Annotated in this window: 20 protein-coding genes; 9 read left to right on the top strand and 11 right to left on the bottom strand. The window is 64.4% G+C overall.

Going from position 1 to position 22,702, the window contains the following annotated elements:
- Nucleotides 1-63 precede the first annotated feature (63 nt).
- From QX135_RS15785 to QX135_RS15770, 4 genes are all read right to left on the bottom strand, one after another.
- Complete coding sequence (locus QX135_RS15785) at nucleotides 64-972, bottom strand: carbohydrate ABC transporter permease (RefSeq protein ID WP_315739708.1); 909 nt, start codon at nucleotides 970-972, stop codon at nucleotides 64-66.
- Entirely contained in the window at nucleotides 969-1,922 is a 954-nt protein-coding gene (locus QX135_RS15780; RefSeq protein WP_315739707.1) for a sugar ABC transporter permease, read from the bottom strand. Before QX135_RS15780 ends, QX135_RS15785 begins: the two co-directional genes overlap by 4 nt.
- Nucleotides 1,923-2,190: 268 nt before the next feature.
- Nucleotides 2,191-3,513 carry an ABC transporter substrate-binding protein gene (locus QX135_RS15775; protein WP_315739706.1) on the bottom strand — a complete coding sequence of 441 codons (1,323 nt, stop codon included), beginning with the start codon at nucleotides 3,511-3,513 and terminating at the stop codon, nucleotides 2,191-2,193.
- 67 nt (nucleotides 3,514-3,580) lie between these two features.
- Nucleotides 3,581-4,642, bottom strand: a complete 1,062-nt coding sequence (locus QX135_RS15770; RefSeq protein WP_315739705.1) for a sn-glycerol-3-phosphate ABC transporter ATP-binding protein UgpC — start codon at nucleotides 4,640-4,642, stop codon at nucleotides 3,581-3,583.
- Nucleotides 4,643-4,931: 289 nt separating this feature from the next.
- On the opposite strand from QX135_RS15770, the gene QX135_RS15765 reads away from it, so the two are divergent.
- The 7 genes from QX135_RS15765 (at nucleotide 4,932) to QX135_RS15735 (ending at nucleotide 11,507) form a co-directional block, all read left to right on the top strand.
- On the top strand, nucleotides 4,932-6,011 hold the full coding sequence (locus QX135_RS15765; protein WP_315739704.1) for a LacI family DNA-binding transcriptional regulator: 1,080 nt from the start codon (nucleotides 4,932-4,934) through the stop codon (nucleotides 6,009-6,011).
- Nucleotides 6,012-6,148: 137 nt separating this feature from the next.
- Entirely contained in the window at nucleotides 6,149-7,972 is a 1,824-nt protein-coding gene (locus tag QX135_RS15760; RefSeq protein WP_315739703.1) for an IlvD/Edd family dehydratase, read from the top strand.
- Between the two features lie 138 nt (nucleotides 7,973-8,110).
- Nucleotides 8,111-8,845 (top strand): SDR family oxidoreductase, encoded by a 735-nt coding sequence (locus QX135_RS15755; RefSeq protein WP_315757943.1) that lies wholly within the window; start codon nucleotides 8,111-8,113, stop codon nucleotides 8,843-8,845.
- A 115-nt stretch (nucleotides 8,846-8,960) separates the two neighbouring features.
- The gene (locus tag QX135_RS15750; protein ID WP_315739701.1) at nucleotides 8,961-9,707 is read left to right on the top strand and encodes an SDR family NAD(P)-dependent oxidoreductase; all 747 of its coding nucleotides are present in this window, start codon (nucleotides 8,961-8,963) and stop codon (nucleotides 9,705-9,707) included.
- Nucleotides 9,708-9,915: 208 nt separating this feature from the next.
- Nucleotides 9,916-10,305, top strand: a complete 390-nt coding sequence (locus QX135_RS15745; protein WP_315739700.1) for a GFA family protein — start codon at nucleotides 9,916-9,918, stop codon at nucleotides 10,303-10,305.
- 55 nt (nucleotides 10,306-10,360) lie between these two features.
- Nucleotides 10,361-11,041 carry a site-2 protease family protein gene (locus QX135_RS15740; RefSeq protein ID WP_315776869.1) on the top strand — a complete coding sequence of 227 codons (681 nt, stop codon included), beginning with the start codon at nucleotides 10,361-10,363 and terminating at the stop codon, nucleotides 11,039-11,041.
- Between the two features lie 61 nt (nucleotides 11,042-11,102).
- Nucleotides 11,103-11,507: a hypothetical protein gene (locus QX135_RS15735; RefSeq protein ID WP_315739726.1), complete on the top strand. Its 405-nt coding sequence runs from the start codon at nucleotides 11,103-11,105 to the stop codon at nucleotides 11,505-11,507.
- Nucleotides 11,508-11,528: 21 nt separating this feature from the next.
- Here the strand turns inward: QX135_RS15735 and QX135_RS15730 are convergent, their stop codons facing one another.
- From QX135_RS15730 to QX135_RS15700, 7 genes are all read right to left on the bottom strand, one after another.
- Entirely contained in the window at nucleotides 11,529-12,317 is a 789-nt protein-coding gene (locus tag QX135_RS15730; protein WP_315757947.1) for a TonB family protein, read from the bottom strand.
- 16 nt (nucleotides 12,318-12,333) lie between these two features.
- On the bottom strand, nucleotides 12,334-12,801 hold the full coding sequence (gene exbD / locus QX135_RS15725) for a TonB system transport protein ExbD (protein WP_315757948.1): 468 nt from the start codon (nucleotides 12,799-12,801) through the stop codon (nucleotides 12,334-12,336).
- 6 nt (nucleotides 12,802-12,807) lie between these two features.
- Nucleotides 12,808-13,746, bottom strand: coding sequence for a tonB-system energizer ExbB (gene exbB, locus QX135_RS15720; RefSeq protein WP_315757949.1), 939 nt, complete (start codon nucleotides 13,744-13,746; stop codon nucleotides 12,808-12,810).
- An 11-nt stretch (nucleotides 13,747-13,757) separates the two neighbouring features.
- Nucleotides 13,758-14,447, bottom strand: a complete 690-nt coding sequence (locus QX135_RS15715) for a Fe2+-dependent dioxygenase (RefSeq protein ID WP_315757950.1) — start codon at nucleotides 14,445-14,447, stop codon at nucleotides 13,758-13,760.
- A gap of 2 nt (nucleotides 14,448-14,449) precedes the next feature.
- A complete protein-coding gene (locus QX135_RS15710; RefSeq protein ID WP_316180517.1) occupies nucleotides 14,450-16,870 on the bottom strand; it encodes a TonB-dependent receptor in 2,421 nt (806 codons plus the stop codon).
- Nucleotides 16,871-17,109: 239 nt separating this feature from the next.
- Complete coding sequence (locus tag QX135_RS15705) at nucleotides 17,110-17,370, bottom strand: hypothetical protein (protein WP_315739693.1); 261 nt, start codon at nucleotides 17,368-17,370, stop codon at nucleotides 17,110-17,112.
- Between the two features lie 379 nt (nucleotides 17,371-17,749).
- On the bottom strand, nucleotides 17,750-18,211 hold the full coding sequence (locus QX135_RS15700) for a MarR family transcriptional regulator (protein ID WP_316180519.1): 462 nt from the start codon (nucleotides 18,209-18,211) through the stop codon (nucleotides 17,750-17,752).
- A 158-nt stretch (nucleotides 18,212-18,369) separates the two neighbouring features.
- On the opposite strand from QX135_RS15700, the gene QX135_RS15695 reads away from it, so the two are divergent.
- Both QX135_RS15695 and QX135_RS15690 read left to right on the top strand, forming a co-directional pair.
- Nucleotides 18,370-19,539, top strand: a complete 1,170-nt coding sequence (locus tag QX135_RS15695) for an efflux RND transporter periplasmic adaptor subunit (protein ID WP_315739691.1) — start codon at nucleotides 18,370-18,372, stop codon at nucleotides 19,537-19,539.
- A complete protein-coding gene (locus tag QX135_RS15690; RefSeq protein ID WP_316180521.1) occupies nucleotides 19,536-22,682 on the top strand; it encodes a multidrug efflux RND transporter permease subunit in 3,147 nt (1,048 codons plus the stop codon). Before QX135_RS15695 ends, QX135_RS15690 begins: the two co-directional genes overlap by 4 nt.
- Nucleotides 22,683-22,702: the final 20 nt, after the last annotated feature.

Below are 22,702 nucleotides of genomic sequence, written 5' to 3'. Positions count from 1 at the left end.
AGTCTTCTCCATAGCTCTGGATTGCTTCGCTGCGCTCGCAATGACGGAACACGCGAATCTCGCCTACTCCTTCACCGCGCCGGTCATCGCCGACACATAATGCTCGACGAAGAAGGCGTAAAGGATCACGAGCGGCAGCGAGCCGACCAGGGCGCCGGCCATCAGCGATCCCCATTTGTAGATGTCGCCGTCGACGAACTCGTTGACGATGGCGACCGGCACCGTCTTGTTCGGCGTCGACTGCAGGAAGGTCAGGGCATAGATGAACTCGTTCCAGCACAGCGTGAACGAGAAGATGAAGGCCGAGATCAGGCCGGGCACCGCGAGCGGCACCACGATCTTGACCAGGATCTGCCAGCGGCTGGCGCCGTCGATCAGGGCGCATTCCTCGAGCTCGAACGGGATCGTCTTGAAGTAGCCCATCAAGAGCCAGGTCGAGAACGGGATCAGCAGGGTCGGATAGACCAAGATCAGCGACAGCGGCGAGTCGAACAGCCCGTAGGCCTGGATCACCGAGGCCAGCGGGATGAACAGGATCGACGGCGGCACCAGATAGGCGAAGAAGATCAGCACGCCGACGGTGTCGGCGCCCTTGAAGCGCAGCCGCACGATCGCATAGGCCGCGAGCACGGAGGCGAAGATCGACAGCGTGGTCGCGCCGACCGCGACATACATCGTGTTCCAGAGCCAGCGCGGATACTGCGTCTCGAACAGCAGCTTGGAGATGTGCTTGAAGGTCGGATGCACCACCCAAAACGGATTGTACTTCTCCATGTCGATCAGTTGCTCGTCGGGTTTGATCGACGTCAGCCCCATCCAGTAGAACGGGAACAGCAGCACCACGAGGATGATGAACAGCGGCAGATACAGCGTGATCAGCCGGCGCGGCAGCGACTCCAGGTAGCTCATGCCCTCGGATTCGTCGGAGCCGGCCGTGGTGGGCGCCTTGGCGTGCAGCGTGGTGTCGGTCATTGGTCGGATCCTTGCTGCCATTTGCGCCGTTGCATGCCGAACCAGGAGATCGCGATCGCCGCCATCAGGAACGGGATCATGGCGGTCGCGATCGCGGCGCCCTCGCCGAGCCGTCCGGAGATGATGCCGCGCTGATAGCTTAGCGTCGCCATCAGGTGGGTGGCGTTGACGGGGCCGCCACGGGTGAGTGCCCAGATCAGCTGGAAGTCGGTAAAGGTGAACAGCACCGAGAAGGTCATGACGACTGCGATGATCGGCGTCAGCAGCGGATAGGTGATGAAGCGGAAGCGCTGCCAACTGGTGGCGCCGTCGAGCGTGGCGGCCTCATAGAGCGAGGGTGACACGGTCTGCAGGCCGGCCAGCAAGGTGATGGCGACGAACGGCACGCCGCGCCAGATGTTGGCGATGATGACGGAGGCACGCGCCCAGTTGGTGTCACCGAGAAAGTTGATGTTCTGAGTGATGACCCCGAGCTTGATCAGCGACCAGGAGATGATCGAGAACTGCGAATCGTAGATCCACCAGAACGCGATCGCCGACAGCACGGTCGGCACGATGAAGGGGATCAACACGATGGCGCGGATCATGGCCTTGAACGGCATGTGCCGGTTCAGCAGCAGCGCGAGATACAGGCCGATCGCGAATTTGATGGCGCTCGCCACGATCGTGTAGAGCAGCGTGTTGAACACCGACAGCCAGAAGATCGAGTCGTCCCACAGCCATTCGTAGTTCTCGACCCCGACGAAGACGCCGGTGCGGCCGATCTTCTCGTCGGTGAAGCTCATCCAGACGCCGAGCCCCAGCGGATAGGCCAGGAACAGGATCAGGAAGGCCGCCGCGGGCAGCATGAACCACAGCGCAATGACGTTGCGGTTGGTCTTGATGCGCACCCATGCCGAGGGCTCGCCGACGGCGGCGCCTCGCGGCAACGAGGTCTGAATGGTACTCATGGGTCGAGCAGCTCCCTTCGAACCGTAGGGTGGGCAAAGCGTAGCGTGCCCACCGGCGTTCGGGACGGATAGAAAAGTCGTTCCGTCATTGCGAGCGAAGCGAAGCAATCCAGGGCCGAGCAAAGAAACTGGATTGCTTCGTCGCCTTCGGCTCCTCGCAATGACGACAGTCAGCAACCCGTATGGTGGGCACGGCGCGCGATAGATCGCGATCTCTCGATTCGATCTCGGCGCGCCTTTGCCCACCCTACAAGGTCGGCGATCTTCCTCAGCGGAAGATGCGCTTGGCGGAGCGCTCGGCGCTCGCCATCGCCGTCTTCACGTCCTCGCGGCCCGTGCAGTAGTTCGCGAACATGTCGACCAGGACGAAGTCGGCGATCGCGGCCGCAGCCGCCTCGCCGAGCTTGCCGAGACCGGCCGGCGTGGTCGCGGTCGCCGCGACCTCACGATACGGCGTGTTCTTCGGATCGACGGTCCAGATCGGGTTGGCGTCGTAACCCTTCAGGAAGTGCGAGAGATAGCCCTGCGCCGCCTCGATCCATGGATTGAACTGCTCCGGCTCCAGCAGGAAGGCGGTGAACGCCTTGCAGGTCTGCGGGTACTTGGAGAAGTTGAACACCAGGATCGGGAAGCCCAAATGCATCTCGCGGGTCTTGCCGTCGAGGCCGGGCGGCAGATGCGCGTGGTTCATGTCCTCGGCGATCTGCGGCGCCTCCTTCTTGGCGGTGACATAGATCGAGATGCCGTTGACGGTCGCGTAGAGCTGGCCGGCCAGGAACGCCTTGTTGTTGGACGAGTCGTTCCACGACGCGGTGCCCGGCACGAAATTGTCGTACAGGCCCTTGACGTATTCGAGCGCCTTGGCGGTCTCAGGCGAGTTGATGACGACCTTGTTGTCCTTGTCGATCAGATTGCCGCCATGCGCCCACAGCGCCCAGTGCACCCAGCCGTTGGCGTCGCCCGAGGCGTGGCCGAGCGCCATGCCGCCCGGGGTGCCGTTCTTGTTCATCGCCTTGAAGAACTCGGACAGGCCGGCGAGGTCCTTCGGGAACTGCTTGAAGCCGGCCTTCTCGGCCGCCGAGATGCGGTAGTTGACGAGGCCGCCGGTGGCGGCCACCGGGATGCCGATCCACTTGCCGTCGAGCATGCCATAGGCCTTGCCCGAGTCGGTCCAGCCGCCGCACTTCTTGCCGAGGTAGTCGGCGACGTCGGTCATGTCGACGCACTTGTTGGAGAACAGGAAGGGCAGCGTGTAGAGGCCCCACACCATGTCGAGCCCCTGCCCCGTATTGGCCGCGACCGAGGCCTTGGGCTGGACGTCGTCATAGGATTCGTTGGAGACGTTGATGGTGACGTTGTTGGCCTTCTGGAAGGCGTCGACGATCTTCATGAAGGCCACGTCCTCGGCCTCGACGAAGCGCTTCCAGCGCATCATGTTGATCTTGGCGCCGGGCTCCGGCTTGAAGGGCGAGGTCTGCGCCCAGGCCTTGGCGTAGCCGAGCAGGTCCTCGGCCGACATGGTCGCGGCAGCCGCCAGCAAGGTCGCGCCGCCCTTGAGCAGAGACCGTCGATCGGTGGGGAAATGAGCCATCTGAAGTTTTCTCCCGTTGAGTATTTTGCTTGTTTTGCTTGTTGTCAGTTCCGCGCCGTGCGGCTGGTCAAATTCTCCGGCCGCTGTCCTTGTCGAACAGATGCGCCGCCGACGCGCGCGGACGCAAATGGATCTTCGCCCCAGGATTGACCTCGTGGCGATCGCGGAACACCGCGATGATGTCCTGGGTGCCGATGCGGGCGACGATCTGCGTCTCCGAGCCGGTCGGCTCGACCACGACCACTTCGGCCTCGATGCCGTCATCGGCGAGTTCGAGATGCTCGGGCCTGACGCCGTAGACGACGGGGCGGCCGTCGGAGGCAGCCGGCGCGGTGAGGATCGGCAGCCTGGCGCCGTTCTCGGTCTCGACATAGACCGAGCCGTTGGATTTGAGGTGGCCGTTGAGGAAGTTCATCGCCGGCGAGCCGATGAAGCCGGCCACGAACTGGTTGTCCGGCTTGTCGTAGAGATCGAGTGGCGAGCCCATCTGCTCGACGATACCGTCGTGCATGACGACGATCTTGTCGGCCATCGTCATGGCCTCGATCTGGTCGTGCGTCACGTAAACGGTGGTGGTCTTGAGCCGCTGATGCAGCTCCTTGATCTCGGTGCGCATCGCGACGCGCAGCTTGGCGTCGAGGTTCGACAACGGCTCGTCGAACAGGAACACCTGCGGATCGCGCACGATGGCGCGGCCCATCGCGACGCGCTGGCGCTGGCCACCGGAGAGCTGGCGCGGATAGCGGTCGAGCAGCGGCGTCAGCGCCAGGATCTCGGCGGCGCGCGCGACGCCCTTCTTGATGTCCTCGGGCCGTGCGCCGCGCAGCTTCAGCGAGAAGCCCATGTTGTCGGCGACCGTCATATGCGGATAGAGCGCGTAGTTCTGGAACACCATCGCGATGTCGCGCTCTTTCGGCTGCACGTTGTTGACGACGCGCTCTCCGATCGAGATGGTTCCGGCGGTGATGTTCTCGAGCCCTGCGAGCATGCGCAGCAGCGTCGACTTGCCGCAGCCGGACGGCCCGACCAGCACGACGAACTCGCCATCCTCGATCGGAATCGTCACGCCGTGCAGCACCTCGAATCCGCCGAATGATTTGCGCACGTCGCGAATTTGCACCGACGACATCAATTTCCTCCTCAAAGACCGACAGCATTGGCTGCTTGCCGGCGGCATTCTGACCGTTGTTCTCGGCCGTTTGATCAGGCCGCTTGTCGTTTTGTAGTCTTGGTCGTGCAGTCTTGTTTTTGGTGGCCTTGTTGTTGGCTCTGGTCGCTCCGACTGGATCTGAAACAAGGACCAGCTCGGCTGACATTGTCCGCAGTTCAGTTCGCTTCCGCAATGCCTCGCTTAGCAACCGCGTGATAGCGCTGTCAATATCGCTTGTGTACCAGACCGCCTATGCTATGAGCGAGGCATGGGACGGAAACGCATCGAGCCGGGCAAAGTCCGGCTGACCGAAGTTGCGGCACTGGCGGGCGTCAGCCCGATCACGGTGTCACGCTTCTTCCGTAATCCCGCCACGGTCTCGGCCGGCCGCCGCACGCGGATCGAGAGTGCCGCCAAGGAGCTCGGCTATGTGCCGAACCTCGCCGCCCGCGCGCTCGCTTCGCAGCGCACCGAAGTGATCGGCGTGCTGATACCGTCCCTCACCAACAACGTGTTCTCCGACGTGCTGCGCGGCATCTATGACGCGTTCGAGGGTAGCCGCTACAGCATCCAGCTCGCCAACACCCGCTACAGCGTGCTGCAAGAGGAACGCCTGTTGCGGTTGTTCCTGATGCAGAAGCCGGCCGGCTTGATCGTGACCGGTCTCGACCAGACGGCGGAGAGCCGGTCGATCATCCAGGCAGCGGACTGTCCCGTCGTGCAGATCATGGAGCTCGGCGCCGACCCGATCGACATGATGATCGGATTTTCGCATGTCGATGCCTGTTTTGCAGCCATTTCACACCTTCTCGCGCAGGGCTGCCGCCGCATCGGCTTCATCGGCGCCCGCATGGACCCAAGGGTGCAGCGCAGGCTGCAGGGCTATCAGAACGCGATGAAGGAGGCCGGCTTGTTCGACCCGCGTCTCATCGTCACGGCGCCTGTTCCGACCTCGACCACAATGGGTGGCAGCCTGTTCTCCGATCTGCTGATGAAGGCGCCGGATCTCGACGCGGTGTTCTGCGCCAATGACGATCTCGCCCTCGGCGTGCTGTTCGAATGCCAGCGCCGGCACATCGCGGTGCCCGAGCAGGTCGCGATCGTCGGCTTCAACGACATGGAATTCATGGCCGCGGCGGTTCCGACGCTCACCAGCGTGCGCACCAATCGCTACGAGATGGGCCGGCGCGCGGCAACGATGATCATGGACGCCGTCGAAGGGCGTCCCGTGGCGGAGCGCGTCGTCGATCTCGGCTTCGAGGTGATCGAACGGCAGAGCTCGACCTTGCAGCGCGCCGCCGCAAGTCCCCAGCCCGCGTCGGGGCGCGCTTCCGGAACAAAATGGTAGCGCAACCAAAAACCATGAATTAGAACCACTCGAACCAACAACGACTTGAACGAAAGACGTAGGCGATCTTCGACAGCGGGCCACGGCGCGCAGACGACGGACCGGCCTCGCCACGTTTGCACTGCGGGAGAAAGCACATGACGAAGTCGAACGGGCATGCCGGCAACGGCGCTGACAAGAGCCGCAAGCTGCGCTCGCAGGCGTGGTTCAACGATCCGCACAATCCGGGCATGACCGCGCTCTATCTCGAGCGCTATCTGAATTACGGCCTGACCCGCGCCGAGCTGCAGTCGGGCAAGCCGATCATCGGCATTGCCCAGACCGGCAACGATCTCTCGCCCTGCAATCGCCATCACATCGAGCTGGCGCACCGCGTCCGCGAGGGCATCCGCGCCGCCGGCGGCATCGCGATGGAATTTCCGACCCATCCGATCCAGGAGACCGGCAAGCGCCCGACGGCCGCGCTCGACCGCAACCTCGCTTATCTCGGCCTGGTCGAAATCCTGTTCGGCTATCCGCTCGACGGCGTGGTGCTGACGACCGGCTGCGACAAGACGACGCCGGCCTGCCTGATGGCCGCGGCGACCGTGAACATCCCCGCCATCGTGCTCTCGGGCGGCCCGATGCTGAACGGCTGGCACGAGGGTCAGCGCACCGGCTCCGGCACCGTGGTGTGGAAGTCGCGCGAGCGGCTCGCCGCCGGCGAGATCGGCTATGAGGAGTTCATGGAGATCGTCGCCTCCTCGGCGCCGTCGGTTGGCCATTGCAACACCATGGGCACGGCATCGACGATGAATGCGCTGGCCGAGGCGCTCGGCATGTCCCTGCCCGGCTGCGCCGCGATCCCAGCGCCCTATCGCGAGCGCGGCCAGATCGCCTACGAGACGGGAACACGCATCGTCGACATGGTGTGGGAGGACCTCAAGCCTTCTGACATCCTCACCCGCAAGGCGTTCGAGAACTGCATCGTCGCCAACTCCGCGATCGGCGGCTCGACCAACGCACCGATCCACATCAACGCTCTGGCGCGCCATGTCGGCGTCGAGCTCGACATCGACGACTGGCAGACGTTCGGCCATGACGTGCCGCTGCTCGTCAACATGCAGCCGGCCGGCTTCTATCTCGGCGAGGAATTCCATCGCGCCGGCGGCGTGCCGGCCGTGATCGGCGAGTTGATGCGCCACAAGCGCATCCACGAGGACGTCATCACCGTCAACGGCCGCAGCATGGGTGAGAATTGCCGCGAGGCGCCGAAGCCCGACGGCGACGTGATCTGGTCCTACGACAAGCCGCTGGTGAAGGACGCCGGCTTCCTGGTGCTGCGCGGCAACCTGTTCGATTCCGCGATCATGAAGACCAGCGTGATCTCCAAGGAATTCCGCGACCGCTATCTCGTCAACCCGAAGGACCCCAACGCGTTCGAGGGCCGCGCCATCGTGTTCGAGGGTCCGGAGGACTATCACGACCGCATCGACGATGCGTCGCTTGCGATCGACGAGCACTGCGTGCTGTTCATCCGCGGCGCCGGGCCGATCGGCTATCCCGGCGGCGCCGAGGTGGTCAACATGCAGCCGCCGGCGGCGCTGATCAAACGCGGCATCCTGTCCCTGCCCTGCATCGGCGACGGCCGGCAGTCGGGCACCTCGGGCTCGCCTTCGATCCTCAATGCCTCGCCGGAGGCCGCCGCCGATGGCGGGCTCGCTATCCTCAAGACCGGCGACCGCGTGCGCATCGACCTCAACAAGGGCTCGGCCAACATCCTGATCTCGGACGAGGAGCTCGCGAAGCGGCGCGCCGAGCTGAAGGCCAAGGGCGGCTTCCCGCACCCCGCCAACCAGACGCCTTGGCAGGAGCTCTATCGCAACACGGTGGGCCAGCAGTCCACCGGCGCCTGCATGGAGCTCGCCACGCGCTATCACAACATCGCCGGCACCGTCGGTGTGGCGCGGCATAATCACTAATCACAACGCACAAAGCCAACCACTGTCATTGCGAGGAGCGAAGCGACGAAGCAATCCGGAGTCCTCGTTCGGCCCCTGGATCGCTTCGCTGCGCTCGCGATGACGGAAGACATCAAATCGCATCTCCAGGGAGACCCCATGTCCGACCGTCTCAAGGGCAAGCGCGCCTTCGTCACCGCCGCCGCTGCCGGCATCGGCCGCGCCTGTGCCATTGCCTTCGCGCGTCAAGGCGCCACCGTATTCGCCACCGACATCGATGAGAACGGCCTGAACACGCTGAAGAGCGAAGGCATTGCCGAGGTCGCGACGCTCGACGTGCGCAACACCGCGGCCGTGAACGCGATGGCCGAGCGGGTCGGCAAGGTCGAGATCCTGCTCAATGCCGCCGGCTTCGTGCATAACGGCACCATCCTCGACTGCTCCGACGACGACTGGGATTTCTCGTTCGATCTGAACGTCAAGTCGATGCATCGCACCATCCGCGCCTTCCTGCCGAAGATGCTCGATCAGGGCGGCGGCGCCATCGTCAACATCGCCTCCGCCGCGGGCGTGTTCAAGGCGGCGCCGAACCGCTACGTCTACGGTGCGACGAAGGCGGCCGTGGCGGCGCTGACACGCTCGGTCGCAGCCGATTTCGTGGGCAAGCGCATCCGCTGCAACTGCATCTGCCCGGGCACGATCGAAACGCCCTCGATGCTGGGACGCGCGGCCTCGGCCGGCCCGAACGGACTGGAGATGTTCATCTCGCGCCAGCCGATGGGCCGGCTCGGCACGGCCGAGGAGATCGCCCATCTCGCGGTCTATCTCGCCAGCGACGAGAGCGCGTTCACGACCGGCGTAGCGCATACCATCGACGGCGGCTGGACGCTGTAGTTCTGCTCCGTCATTCCGGGGCAGCCCGCAGGGCTGAACCCGGAATCTCGAGATTCCGGGTTCGCGCTGCGCGCGCCCCGGAATGACGACAACAAAGATCGACCGGGGAAACATCATGAACCACATCGACCTTACCAACCGCTGCGCCGTGGTCACCGGCGGCGCGCAGGGCTTTGGCCGCGCCATCACCGAGCGCTTCAAGGCCTCCGGCGCCAAGGTCGCGATCTGGGATCACGACATCGCGCTGGCGGAGAAGACCGCGCAGGCGATCGGTTCGGAGGTGCTGGCGCTGCAGGTCGACGTCACCGACACCAAAGCGGTCGAAGGCGCCCGTGACGCGACGCTGGCCGCGTTGGGCGGCATCGACATCCTGGTCAACAATGCCGGCATCGCCGGCATCAACAAGACGGTGTGGGAGACCGATCTCGAGGAGTGGCGCAAGGTGCTGCGCATCAATCTCGACGGTCCCTTCATCTGCGCCAAGGCGATCGTGCCGGTGATGCTGAAGCAGGGCTATGGCCGCATCGTCAACATCGCCTCGATCGCCGGCAAGGAGGGCAACCCGAACGCTGCGCACTACTCGGCGTCCAAAGCCGGCCTGATCGCGCTGACCAAGTCGCTCGGCAAAGAGCTGGCGCAGCACAACATCACGGTCAATGCGGTGACGCCCGCCGCGGCGAAGACCGCCATCTTCGACCAGATGACGGAAGCGCACATCAATTTCATGCTGTCGAAGATCCCGAAGGGCCGCTTCGTGCTGGTCGAGGAACTGGCCGCGCTGGTGTCGTGGCTCGCCTCGGAAGAATGCTCGTTCTCGACAGGCGCCGTATTCGACATTTCCGGCGGCCGCGCAACTTATTAGTTTGGTTAGTTTGGTACGTCCCATGTGTAGGGTGGGCAAAGGCGCCGTCGCAGACGGCGACGTGCCCACCATCGGCTTTCGCCCATCAGGACGGTGGGCACAGCGCGCGGGAGATTTTGCGAGAACACAGGGCATGACTGCCTCGCGCCTTTGCCCACCCTACACGTCTCGCTGACGACACGGATTTCTGACCCATGGAGCTTGCCTGATGACCCACCACGGCGGCTGCTTCTGCGGCGCGGTGCGCTTCCAATGCACCGGCGAGCCGATCAACGTGCGCGTCTGCCACTGCCGCAACTGCCAGCGGGCGACGGGCGCGCCGTTCTTCGCCCGCGCGCTGTTCGCGCACGACGCGCTGACGATCACCGGCGAAACCGCGCGCTTCCCCTCCTCCGACGCGCTCGACCGCATGTTCTGCCCGCGCTGCGGCGTCAGGCTGTTCTCATGGCGCAACACGCGCGCGGTGGTCGGCGTGGCCCTGGCCTGCTTCGACGACCGCAACGCCTTTGCCCCGACCGAGCACATCTGGGTCTCGGAAAAGATGGATTGGGTGCAACTCAACGACGGCCTGCCGCAATTTCCGGAGAATCCCGCGTAGCATCGGGGAACCATCGTGCCTATGTAGGGCCGTAACGCGTCCGGAACCCCGATCCTTGAACATCTCCCTCTACGGCATCTCCGTCTGGATCCTGCCGATCATCATTGCCATCACCTTTCATGAGGCCGCTCACGCCTTCGTCGCCTGGCGCTTCGGCGACGACACTGCGTTGCGACTCGGTCGCGTCAGCTTCAACCCGCTCAAGCACATCGATCCGTTCGGCACCATCCTGCTGCCGGGCATGCTGCTGCTGTCCGGCTCGCCGTTCCTGTTCGGCTACGCCAAGCCGGTGCCGGTCGATTTTCGCAATCTGCGGCCGCTGCGCGCGGGCATGGTGATGGTGGCGCTCGCGGGCCCGGCGACCAACATCGTGCTGGCGCTGGCGGCCGGACTGGCGTTCCACGCCCTGCCCCTGGTTCCGCCGGAGGCTGCCCGGTGGGTGGCCAGCAATCTTTGGAATATTTTCTCGTTCAACATCCTGCTCGCCGTGTTCAACATGCTCCCGATACCGCCGCTGGACGGCGGCCGGGTCGCGGCCGGCCTGCTGCCGTCGGTGCTGGCGCGGCCTTTTGCCCGGCTCGAGCCCTATGGCATGCTGATTCTGATCGGATTTTTGATCCTTCTGCCGCTGGCGGGTTCCCAGTTCGGTCTCAATCTTGATCTTGTGTCGGGGCTGCTCCGCGCCACGACCGATTCTCTGAAGCAGCTGCTTCTGTTATTGACGGGTAACGTCTAAATCTACCCGTCAGGGATGGTAACGAACGAGCCCCGAGGCACTCTTGGTCAAAGCCGCCGACATGATGATCGCACGCCGCGCCGACACCCGCGCCCGTGCCGATTTCGCGACCTGGAAGATGATCGCCAAACTGAACGGCGCCTCCGGCCTGCCGCCGGCGGCGCAGGACTTCCTGGCAAGCTACAAGACCCGCCTCGGCGACATGTCGGAGGACGAGGCCACCGAGGCCACCATCCGCGAGATGTACAAGGCCTATTATGCCGAGATGGGCGGCGGCGGCGCCCCGCCCGAAGTCAAGCCGGTCGCCGCCGAGCCGGTGACCGACAACGTCACCGCCTTCCGCAAGCTGCCGCCGAAGCCGAAGGCCGCGCAGAGCGGAACGACAGCACCGCGCAAGCTGCCGGTCGCGTTGATCTTCGCCGCGCTCTGCGCGGTCTATGTCGGGGTCAGGCTGTATTGGCAGTGAGGTCGGCCAAAGCCCATGCCCTCATTTCGGCGGGTTGAACTTGACCGGCAGGATGAAGGAGAATTCGTCGTCGGTGAGGCCCGCGGGAGGCTTTGGCACGGGATCCGAACGGCGGACCATGCTGACGGCGGCCTGATCGAACTCCGGATCGCCGGACGTTTCCCTGACGTCCACCGAGACGACACGGCCGAGCCGGTTGAGCACGAGCGCCAGCTTGAGCTGGGCCGCAACCTTCTTTCCGGATGGATACTTCTTGTGCAGTTCGAAATAGGCGCTGATCTTGCGGCCCCAATTGGCCGTCAGCCTTTGCACGTCCTTGCCGATGCCGGCATTCGGCGCTTTGGTCTTCTCGGCTTCAGGAACCTTCTCGTCCAGGGCCTTGCGCGCCGTGTCCTCGGAGGCTTCCTGCGCCTCTGATGCCTGTGTCTGGACCGTCGCGACCCTCTGCTCCTCGGTCGGCTTCTTCACGTCGGAGGTCGTGACCTCGCGGTCGGCCTCCTCGGTCGTGGTCGGGACATCCTTCTGCAGATCGGTCTGCTCGACCTCGGCCTTCTGCTCCTGCATCTGCGGAGCGGCGGTCTGCGCCACCGAGTCCTGTCCGACCGGAACCTCGTCGTTCTCGACCTTCGGCGAGCCCATGTCGATGTCGATGACCTCAGCGCCCGCCGCGCCGAGGCCGCCGGCGTCCTCGTCGTCCTTCAGATGCGTCAGCGCCAGTGCGGCGCCGCCGACATGCAGCATCAGCGCGCCCATGATGGCCAGAAACCACAGACGGCGCGAGGGGGAGTGCCCGATGTCGAGGTCGCTCATCACAAGCCAGCGCCCCTCACGGCTGCGCGGGCTGGGCCGGCGGCACCTGGGCGGCCGCGGCAGGCGGCGCTTCCAGCGCCACCAGCTTGATCTTGGTGTAGCCGCCGGCGCGCAGCAGCTCCAGGACTCCCATCAGCTCGCCATAGGGCACCAGCTTGTCAGCGCGCAGGAAGATCGACCGGTCCTTGGGCTGATCGGTCATGGCGTCGAGCTCGCGCACCAGGTCGACGCGTTTGACCAGGTTTTCCCCGATCGCCAGCGACAGGTCCGGCTTGATCGAGACATAGGTCGGCTTGTCCGGCTTCTTCTGCGGCGTGGCGCTGGAGGACGGCAGGTCGATCGGCAGGTCGACGGTCGACAGCGGCGCCGCCACCATGAAGATGATCAAGAGCACCAGGATGACGTCGATGAACGGCGTCACGTTGATGTCGTGGGTCTCGTCGAAATCGTCGTCGAGATCGCCTTCGGAGAGCGAAACGGCCATCGCCTGCTACTCCGCCGCGCGCACGTGAATGCCGACCTGGCTGCGGTCGAGATCACGCGACAGCAGGCGGCCGGCGGCGCCCGATGCGCGGTTGACGAGCTCAAGATAGCCCTTCGTCACGCGCGAAAAGTGATTGTAGATGATGACGGCAGGGATCGCGGCGGCAAGCCCGATCGCGGTCGCCAGCAGCGCCTCGGCGATGCCCGGCGCGACCACTGCGAGGTTGGTGGTCTGCGATTTGGAAATGCCGATGAAGCTGTTCATGATGCCCCAGACGGTGCCGAACAGCCCGACGAAGGGCGAGATTGCGCCGACGGTGGCGAGCAGGCCCATGCCGACGCGCACGCGCCGGGCCTCGGCACGCACGATCTCGGTGAAGCTCGAGGCCGCGCGCTCCTTGATGCCCTCATCGCTGTTCAGCCCTGCCGACAGCCGGGCCTCCGATATCGCCGCCTGCAGCAGTACCGCCGCAACGTTTCTTCCATGGCCGAGCGCGAGCTGCGCTTCCGCCAGCGACTTGGCGCCGGTGAGCTTGCGCAGCGCGCCGACGAGCCGCCGGCGCAGCACGGAAAACTCGATGCTCTTGGCAATCAAGATCGCCCAGCTCGCGACCGAAGCCAGCGCCAGCGCGATCATGACCGCTTTGACGACCATGTCGGCCTTGAGGAACATGCCGAGTGGCGACAGCTCGTCGAGTCCGGTGGCAACCGACTTGCCGCTTCGGGTGCCGCTCTCTGCGCCGGCCGGCGCAGCAGCCATCGGCGCGGCCTGGACCGATGCCGGTGGTGCCATCGTGTGTGCCGTGCCCGGCGCCGGCGCGGACGGATCGGTCGAGACCGCCGGGGCGGACCTGGCCGGCTCCTGCTGCGCATATGCAGGTAGCCCCGCAGCAACAGACAGACATGACAGGACGATTGCAAACCTAACGAGGAACGATGTCATCATACTTCGGCCCATTAGACCTCGGCCCATTGCCGGATCAGATTGTGATAGATGCCGGTCAGCTTGACAGCATCGGGATCGTCCCTCCCGAGGCGTTCCGCCAGACTCTGGATCGCCGTGTCCAGATCGAAGATCATGCTCCGGACGTGGGCATCCCGTACCATGCTCTGCATCCAGAAAAAAGAGGCGACCCGGGCGCCGCGCGTGACCGGCGTGACCATGTGAAGGCTCGATGACGGATACAGCACCGCGTGCCCCGCGGGCAACTTGACTTCGTGCGAGCCGTAGGTGTCCTCGATCACAAGCTCGCCACCGTCATAGCTGTCGGGCTCGGCCAGGAACAGCGTCATCGATAGGTCGGTGCGGATGCGCAGGCCGGTCAGCGGATCGCCGCGCACGGCATTGTCGACATGGATGCCGAAATGATCGCCGCGCGAGGCCGTGTAGCGGTTGAACAAGGGCGGAAAGATCTGCAGCGGGATCGCCGCCGACAGGAAGCGCGGATGCTTCGTCAACGCCTGGATGATGCGCTGGCCGAGCACCCGCGCCGCCTCGCCGTCCGGCGGCAATTGCTCGTTGCGCTTGACCATGGCCGACTGTGCCCCGGCCGTCGAGCGACCGTCCTCCCACTCCGCCGCATCCATGATGCGGCGGAAGTCGGCCACCTCGTCCTTCGATAGAACGTCGGGGATGCAGATCAGCATGATCAGAACTTCGCAGTGGTGACGATGTAGACGGCGCGCCCCGGGGCCACGGCGACGAACGGCACCGCGCTCCGATACAGTGTGTCGTAATAGAGCTTGTTGGTCAGGTTCTGGGCATAGAGCTTCATGGTCCAGTGCGCATCAAGCTTCTTCTCGACGAACGCGTCGAAGCGCCAGTAGCTCGGCAGCTCGTTGCCGGTGTTCGCCGCGAAGGTGCCGCCATAGACCTTGGAGCGGTAGACCGCCTGGCCGCCGATCTCCCAGCCGTTGTCGAGCTTGTACTTCGACAGCATGCTGAACGACTGGTGGGCGATGTTGGCGAGCTGCAGGCCGATGTTGGAAGCGACGCCACTCTGCGTGACCTTCGACTGCATCAGCACCAGGCCGCCGAAGATGCTCCAGCGATCGGTGAGCTTGCCTTCCGCCTCGATGTCGATGCCCTGGATGCGGTAGGCCGCGCCCGAGGTGAGCAGGCCGCCGACGGTCTCGCGGGCATTGTCCTTGGTGGTCTCGAACAGTGCGGCTGAGACCAGCAGATGGCGGTCGACCAGCTCCCATTTGGTGCCGAGCTCGGCGGCCTTGTTGCGCTCCGGCCCGAGCAGCACGGCGGTGTTGGCGGGCACGCCGCCATAGTCGGTGCCGGTGGCGTCGAGTTCGGAGCCGAACGGATTGGCCGAGGTCGCATAGGCGGCGTAGATGCTGCCGATCGGCATCGGCTTGTAGACCAGGCCGACATTGTAGTTGACCAGATCCGCGTTCATCTTGAGGTATTTCGGCGAATTGGTCGACGAGCTCATGGTGTAGCCGTCATAGCGCACCCCACCGTTCAGGATGACCGTGTCCTGCCAGTTGGCCGTGTCCATGACGTAGACGCTGTTGGTGTTGACGCCGTAGCGCGTCGGGTTGCCGACCAGCGACGGCGTATTGCTGAATGGGATGTAGGTGTATTGCGGCGAGTACACGTTGACGCCGGTGACCGCGCCCGAGCTGGTCGAGCCGCCGCCGAACAGTTCGGACGAGAGGCCGGTGTAGCGATCGATCGAGATGTTCTCGTTCGAGAACTCGGTACCAAGCACCGCCGTGTGCTTGATGCCCCCGGTATCGAGCTTGAACGTCGCATCGTTCTGGTTGGCCCAGACGTCCACCGTCTGATAGCGGCTCTGCGCGCTCGCCGTGGTGGTCCAGAGCAGCGGATTGGGGCTGGTCGTGTTCGGATTTTGCGGCAAGGTGCCGATATAGTTGAGCAGCGAGTGCTCGCCGCGGAACTTGCTGCTGAGGGTGATCGCCTCGTTGACCTTGTACTCGGCCGCGGCAGTGCCGAAATCCTGCCGCGCCGTCTGGAAGTCGCGATTGAGGAAGCCATACCAGGTGCCGCGCGGAATGCCCGCGGAGGTCACGGGGACGTTGCCTTGCTTGTAGTAGGGTACACCGAAATCCGGATAACCCGACAGATCGGTATGGACATAGTTCGTCGTGATCTTGAGATCGTCGATCGGCGTCCACTTGGTCGAGAGGAAGGCGCCCCAGCGGTCATCGGTGACGTAGTTGCGCCCCGCGACGTTGGAGTCCTGGAACAGACCGCCGGTGCGCACCGAGAAGGTTGGCGAGATCACCTGGTTCACGTCGAGCGTGACGCGCTTCTGCTGGTCGGTGCCGAACTCGGTATCCATCCGCTTGAAGTTCGTATCGCCAGCCTGCTTGGTGACGATGTTGATGGCGCCGCCGGCGGTGCCGCGCCCGGCATACGAAGAAGCCGGGCCGCGCAGGATCTCGATCTGCTCGGTGAAGAAGTTCTCGCGGATCGACACCGCGGGATCGCGGATGCCGTCGATGAACACGTCGTTGCGGGCGTCGAAGCCGCGGATGAAGAAGCGGTCACCGAACGCATTGCCGCCTTCGCCCGATCCGAGCGTGACGCCGGCGGTCGAGCGGCCGATCTCCTTGAGCGCCGTGATGTGCTTGTCCTGCAGCACCTCCTTGCTCATCACCGTGATGGTCTTGGGCGTATTCAGGAGCGGCTCAGGAAACTTGCCCGACGCCTGCACGCGGTTGACCTTGTAGGGCTCGGCTGCGTCCGCGTAAGGGTTGGCGTCCGGCGCAGACAGCCCGCCCGCGTTCGGGAACGCCACCGCGGCCTGCTGCGCCGCCTGCTGACGGGCCGCCGCGCGGCGCAGGGCATTGCGCGCGCGGACCTGCTCGGCGGTCGGCTTGGAGGACGTCGGCTTGGCGCGCGCGATCGGCGCATCGACGTTGACCGGGGGCAGGTCGGAAGCCGGCTGCGCCTCGGCCGAGGACATCGATGCCACCGCCATCAGCCCGGCCACCGCCGACACCTTGGTGACGGAGGGCCCCTCTCCTCGTCCGTCATTGACCTTCATCGCTGCGACCCCACGCAGCGAACGCGGTGCTCTCACCTGTCCCATTTTATTTTCACGCGCCCCAGATTTTTTCATTCCACATCGCGAACGTGGATCATTTGCGTTGCAACGATGTGTCGTTGGTATCGGGCGCGTTTCAGGGGGTCAATTTGAGGAGCCCCAATTTGGCCTTGAATAGTTCCAGATCAAAACAATTCTAAAACGCTCAACTAACAACATGCGGAACTTGAAATCGTTCTAAACAGCGCGAATTGACTCGCGCTGCCGTCGAATCGCTGCGCTTGTCAGTTCGACGAGCCAGCCGGCTCGTCGCTGCTCGGCGGCTTCATCAGCGAGAACAGCTCGTCCACGGTCTGCACCGCGATCTGGCGTACACGATCGGAATCATCGACCCCCGCGATCCGCACGCCCTTGACGACGGCCCTGATCTCATCGCGAAAATCGGTCAGGAAGCGCAAGGGATCGCGCTGCTCGTTGGCGACGCGCGCGATCAGGCCGGTGACCAGGATCTGGCACGCGAGCATCTTTCCATTCAGTTCTTCCATCGTGAGCTCCCCATTCGCTATCGTCGCACGGCGCATCGTCGGGCGACGCAGCCTCGCTCCGGTTGAATCCTGCCCCTGCCCGACGGCGCCATGACGGCGGCCGGACTCATCGGCTTCTAATCAGCTCCCATCGGGCGCGACAAGACGGCGAGAATAGGTCGGAGTGCGGCTTTCGCACGAGAGACCCGCGCGGTCAGCGACAGATCCGGCGCGGCGCGCTGGCCGACGATGGCGGCAGAGGAATGCCGCAGACCGCCCTGCTCTCGCGCAGGCCGCACGGCGGCAAGGGCAAGCTTCTGCGCCATTTTTCGCACTCAAGATGTTTTAGTATAACGACGCAACTCAAGATGGGATCAAGACGGTCCGCGCTGCGGCTCGGCTATTTGCGCGCGACCTCGGCTTTCGGATCGGATAGCGTCTTGATCCGATCCTTCAGGTCCCTGAGCGTGGACAGGCTGGTTGCGACGGCCTCGTCCGGAATGTCGTGCAGAACCTCGCCGGCAATCGCATCGCGCAGCTCGTCGAGATCATCGACGAGCTTTCGTCCCGCGGCGGTGAGATGGAGACGGTTCGCGCGGCGATCCCTCGGATCGTGCCGGCGCTCCAGCAGCCCCTGCTCGACCAGCCTGTCGAGCAGACGCACCAGCGAAATGGGCTGCAGTTCCAGCACTTCTGCGAGATCGACCTGTGACATCCCCTCATGCGCGCGCAGCCGAAACAGCACCACCCATTGTGCGCGGGTCGTGCCGCGCTGTTTGGCACGATGATCAATATAGTTGCGCAGGATGCGCGAGCTTTCGACAAGCTGCGCAACGAGCTGACGTCTCATATCCAGCGACATGGCTGTGAACTCCTTTGCGATCCCTCGAAGCTTGCCGATTGTTTAGGTTTGTCCACGCGCTCGTGTGTTTACACATTAATTGCGTGCGTACTATATCTGGCGTGCTGGGAATGGTTTTAAAGACCGGTTATCCTGTTCGTCTCAGCATGTGGGCCAGCATGAAGACATCGCGAACCATAGGTTGGATCCTGCTGCTGGCGGCTCTCGGCGGCGCCGGCTATTACGGCTGGCAGCGCTATCAGGGTGCCGAGGCAGCGAAGAAGACGGCTGCGCAGAAATCGGCCGGGCCGCAGGCCGTTCGAGTCTCGACCGTGCTGGTCCAGAAGACGGACTTCCCGGTCTTCCTCACCGGCCTGGGGACCGTGCAAGGCTTCAACACCGTCCAGGTCCGCACCCGCGTCGACGGCCAGATCGACAAGATCGCCTTCACCGAAGGCCAGCTTGTGAACGAGGGCGACCTGCTGGTCGAGATCGACCCGAGGCCATTCCAGGCGGCGCTCGACCAAGCCAAGGCCAAGCGGGCGCAGGACGAGGCCAATCTCAACAACGCCAATCTCGACCTGCAGCGCACCACCAAGCTCGGCGAGTTCGCGACCCGGCAGCAGCAGGACACGCAGCGCGCCACCGTCGCGCAGCTCACCGCTCAGATCGCAGCCGACGACGCCGCGATCGCCAATGCCCAGACCCAGCTCAGCTACACGCAGGTCAAGGCGCCGATCTCCGGCGTCGCCGGCCTGCGCCAGGTCGACATCGGCAACATCGTCAATGCCTCGACCCAGACCGGCATCGTTTCGATCGCGCAGATCGAGCCGATTGCGGTGATCTTCACCGCGCCGGAGGAGCAGTTGCCCTATATCAACGAGGCGCAGAAGGTTGCTGCCCTGAAGGTGATTGCGCTCACCACCGACGGCAAGAAACAGCTCGCCGAAGGCAAGCTGATGGTCGTGAACAACCAGGTCGACACGTCGAGTGGAACGATCCGGCTGAAGGCGGTGTTCGACAACAAGGACCACGTGCTGTGGCCCGGACAGTCGGTGTCGACGCGGCTCCTGGTGCGGACGCTGAAGGACGCCACGGTGGTTCCCGACGACGCCGTCCAGCATTCGACCAACGGGCTCTATTCCTACACGGTGAGCCCGGACAACAAGGCCGAGCTGCGCAAGGTGAAGGTCGGCGTTTCGATCGATGGCCGTACCGTGGTCGAAGAGGGGCTGACCCCCGGCCAGCAGGTGATTACGGGCGGTCAATTCAAAGTGCAGCCAGGCTCGGTCGTGACCACCGCGGTGGCCAGCTCGGAGCCGGCGCCAGCTAAGGTCCGGCAGGAATGAACGGCGGCGGCATCTCGGCACCCTTCATCAAATACCCCATCGGTACCTCGCTGCTGATGGCGGGCATCCTGTTCATCGGCCTCGTCGCCTACCCCCTGCTGCCGGTCGCGCCGCTGCCGCAGGTCGACTTCCCGACGATCCAGGTGACGGCCAACCTGCCGGGCGGCAGCCCCGAGACGATGGCAACCTCGGTCGCCCAGCCGCTGGAACGGCAGTTCGCCCAGATCCCGGGCATCGCCCAGATGACCTCGACCAGCTACCTGGGCACCGCATCGGTTACGATCCAGTTCGACCTCAATCGCAGCATCGACGGCGCCGCCAACGACGTCCAAGGCGCAATCAATGCCGCCTCCGGCCAGCTGCCGAAGAATCTGCCGTCGCCGCCGACCTACCGCAAGGTCAACCCGGCGGACTCGCCGATCCTGCTGCTGTCGGCGACCTCCGAGACGCTGCCGCTGACCACCGTCAGCGACGCGGTCGACGCCGGTCTCGCTCAGCAGATCAGCCAGATCTCGGGCGTCGCCCAGGTGATCATCGGCGGCCAGCAGAAACCATCCATCCGCATCCAGATCGACCCGGCCAAGCTCGTCGCCAAAGGGCTGTCGATGGAGGATGTGCGCAGCCAGATCGCGATCACCACGGTCGACGCGCCCAAGGGCAACATCGACGGCGAGCGGCGGGCCTATACGATCTACGCCAACGACCAGCTCACCGAGTCGAAGGACTGGAACGACGTCATCATCGCCTACCGCAATGGCGGCCCGCTGCGCATCCGCGACATCGGCAAGGCTGTGACCGGAGCCGAGGACGCCAAGCAGGCGGCTTGGGCCAATGGCAAGCGCGGCGTGTTCCTGGTGATCTTCAAGCAGCCCGGCGCCAACGTCATCGAGACCGTTGACCGCATCAAGGGGCTGTTGCCGCGGCTGGTCGCGGCGATCCCACCGGCGATCAAGATCGATCTCATCTCCGACCGCACCACCACCATCCGCGCCGCCGTTGAGGACGTTCAGTTCACGCTGATCCTGACCATCTTCCTGGTGGTGATGGTCATCTTCATCTTCCTGCGCAGCTTCTGGGCGACGGTGATCCCGACCATCACAGTGCCGCTGGCGTTGCTCGGCGCCTGCGCGATGATGTGGGGGGTTGGCTACACGCTCGACAATCTGTCGCTGATGGCACTGACGATCGCGGTGGGCTTCGTGGTCGACGACGCCATCGTCATGCTCGAGAACATCTCTCGCTATGTCGAGGAAGGCGAATCGCCGATGGCCGCCGCCTACAAGGGCGCCAAGGAGATCGGCTTCACCATCGTGTCGATCTCGATATCGCTGGTCGCGGTGCTGATCCCGCTGCTGCTGATGGGCGGCATCATCGGCCGGCTGTTCCGCGAATTCGCGGTCACCCTGGCGATGACCATCTTCGTCTCGATGATCGTGTCGCTGACGCTGACGCCGATGATGGCCTCGCGCTTCCTGCGCAACGAGCACACCGCGCAGCACGGCAAGTTCTATCAATGGAGCGAGGCCGCGTTCGACGCGATGCTGCGCGCCTATGAGAAGGGGCTCGATCTGGCGCTGCGCTGGCGCTTTGCCACCTTGATGGTGTTCTTCGCCACGCTCGGATTGTCGGTCTATCTGTTCATCCTGATCCCGAAGGGATTCTTCCCGCAGCAGGACGTCGGCCTGATCACCGCGACCTCGGAGGCCTCCCAGGACATCTCGTTCAAGGCGATGCAGTCGCGCCAGGAGGCGCTCGCCAACATCGTAATGGCCGATCACGACGTCGCCAGCGTGGCCATGGCAATCGGCGGCTCCGGCCGCGCCGGCAACAACGGCAACATGTTCATCACGCTGAAGCCGCGCGAGGAGCGCAACGCGACGGCGCAGCAGATCATCACCCGCCTGCGGCCGCAGCTCGAGAAGGTCGAGGGTGCGCGGCTCTACATGCAGGCAGCGCAGGACATCCGGCTCGGCGGCCGCCCGTCCCGCACCCAGTTCGAGTTCACCTTGCAGGATCCCAACGTCGCAGAGCTGAACGAATGGGCGCCGAAGATCCTTGAGAAGATGCGTTCGCTGCCGCAGCTGCGCGACGTCGCCACCGACCAGCAGGCCGACGGCACCACCGTGCAGCTCACGATCAACCGCGACACCGCCTCGCGGTACGGCATCTCGCCGCAGCTGATCGATGACACGCTGTATGACGCGTTCGGCCAGCGCCAAGTCGCGCAGTACTTCACCCAGCTCAACTCCTACCGCGTGATCCTGGAGATCCTGCCTGAGCTGCAGGGCAACATCGACACGCTCAACAAGCTCTACGTGAAATCGCCGACCACCGGCGACCAGGTGCCGCTCTCGACCTTCGCCAGTTGGACCAACGTGCCGGTGCGGCCGCTGTCGATCAGCCACCAGGGCCAGTTCCCGTCGATCACGATCAGCTTCAACCTCGCCCAGGGCGTCGCGCTCGGCCAGGCCACCGATGCGGTGCAGCGCGCGATGGTCGAGCTCGGCGCGCCGGCAACCTTGAACTCGAGCTTTCAGGGCACTGCGCAGGCGTTCCAGCAGTCGCTGTCGACCGTGCCGCTCTTGATCCTCGCCGCCCTCGTCGTGGTCTATCTGATCCTCGGCATCCTCTACGAGAGCTACATCCACCCGATCACGATTCTCTCGACGCTGCCCTCGGCCGGCGTCGGCGCGCTCGCGATCCTGATGGCGTTCGGCTACGATTTCAGCCTGATTGCGCTGATCGGCGTCATCCTGCTGATCGGCATCGTGAAGAAGAACGGCATCATGATGGTCGACTTCGCCATCGCCGCCGAACGTGACCAGCATCTGCCGCCGGAGCAGTCGATCCGCCAGGCCGCCCTGCTGCGCTTCCGTCCGATCATGATGACGACGATGGCCGCCCTGCTCGGCGGCGTGCCCCTGATGCTCGGCAACGGCACCGGCTCGGAGATCCGCCAGCCGCTCGGCTATGCGATGGTCGGCGGCCTCATCGTCAGCCAGATGCTGACGCTGTTCACGACGCCGGTGGTCTATCTCTATCTCGACAAGGTCAACAACGCCTTCGCGCGCTGGGGCCGCACGCATATCGACCACGAGCCCGAGACCGCAGCGGCAGGTCCGGTCAAGGAAGCGGCGGAATAATCCGCCGCTTCTTGTCGTCT

Source organism: Bradyrhizobium sp. SZCCHNR1098 (assembly GCF_032489375.1).
Classification (GTDB): Bacteria; Pseudomonadota; Alphaproteobacteria; order Rhizobiales; family Xanthobacteraceae; genus Bradyrhizobium.
This window is presented reverse-complemented; position numbering and strand designations above follow the sequence as displayed.

Coding starts and splice junctions, on each gene's coding strand:
- QX135_RS15785 (WP_315739708.1), bottom strand. CDS start 972: ATGACCGACACCACGCTGCACGCCAAGGCGCCCACCACGGCCGGCTCC.
- QX135_RS15780 (WP_315739707.1), bottom strand. CDS start 1,922: ATGAGTACCATTCAGACCTCGTTGCCGCGAGGCGCCGCCGTCGGCGAG.
- QX135_RS15775 (WP_315739706.1), bottom strand. CDS start 3,513: ATGGCTCATTTCCCCACCGATCGACGGTCTCTGCTCAAGGGCGGCGCG.
- QX135_RS15770 (WP_315739705.1), bottom strand. CDS start 4,642: ATGTCGTCGGTGCAAATTCGCGACGTGCGCAAATCATTCGGCGGATTC.
- QX135_RS15765 (WP_315739704.1), top strand. CDS start 4,932: ATGGGACGGAAACGCATCGAGCCGGGCAAAGTCCGGCTGACCGAAGTT.
- QX135_RS15760 (WP_315739703.1), top strand. CDS start 6,149: ATGACGAAGTCGAACGGGCATGCCGGCAACGGCGCTGACAAGAGCCGC.
- QX135_RS15755 (WP_315757943.1), top strand. CDS start 8,111: ATGTCCGACCGTCTCAAGGGCAAGCGCGCCTTCGTCACCGCCGCCGCT.
- QX135_RS15750 (WP_315739701.1), top strand. CDS start 8,961: ATGAACCACATCGACCTTACCAACCGCTGCGCCGTGGTCACCGGCGGC.
- QX135_RS15745 (WP_315739700.1), top strand. CDS start 9,916: ATGACCCACCACGGCGGCTGCTTCTGCGGCGCGGTGCGCTTCCAATGC.
- QX135_RS15735 (WP_315739726.1), top strand. CDS start 11,103: ATGATGATCGCACGCCGCGCCGACACCCGCGCCCGTGCCGATTTCGCG.
- QX135_RS15730 (WP_315757947.1), bottom strand. CDS start 12,317: ATGAGCGACCTCGACATCGGGCACTCCCCCTCGCGCCGTCTGTGGTTT.
- exbD (WP_315757948.1), bottom strand. CDS start 12,801: ATGGCCGTTTCGCTCTCCGAAGGCGATCTCGACGACGATTTCGACGAG.
- exbB (WP_315757949.1), bottom strand. CDS start 13,746: ATGATGACATCGTTCCTCGTTAGGTTTGCAATCGTCCTGTCATGTCTG.
- QX135_RS15715 (WP_315757950.1), bottom strand. CDS start 14,447: ATGCTGATCTGCATCCCCGACGTTCTATCGAAGGACGAGGTGGCCGAC.
- QX135_RS15710 (WP_316180517.1), bottom strand. CDS start 16,870: ATGGGACAGGTGAGAGCACCGCGTTCGCTGCGTGGGGTCGCAGCGATG.
- QX135_RS15705 (WP_315739693.1), bottom strand. CDS start 17,370: ATGGAAGAACTGAATGGAAAGATGCTCGCGTGCCAGATCCTGGTCACC.
- QX135_RS15700 (WP_316180519.1), bottom strand. CDS start 18,211: ATGTCGCTGGATATGAGACGTCAGCTCGTTGCGCAGCTTGTCGAAAGC.
- QX135_RS15695 (WP_315739691.1), top strand. CDS start 18,370: ATGAAGACATCGCGAACCATAGGTTGGATCCTGCTGCTGGCGGCTCTC.
- QX135_RS15690 (WP_316180521.1), top strand. CDS start 19,536: ATGAACGGCGGCGGCATCTCGGCACCCTTCATCAAATACCCCATCGGT.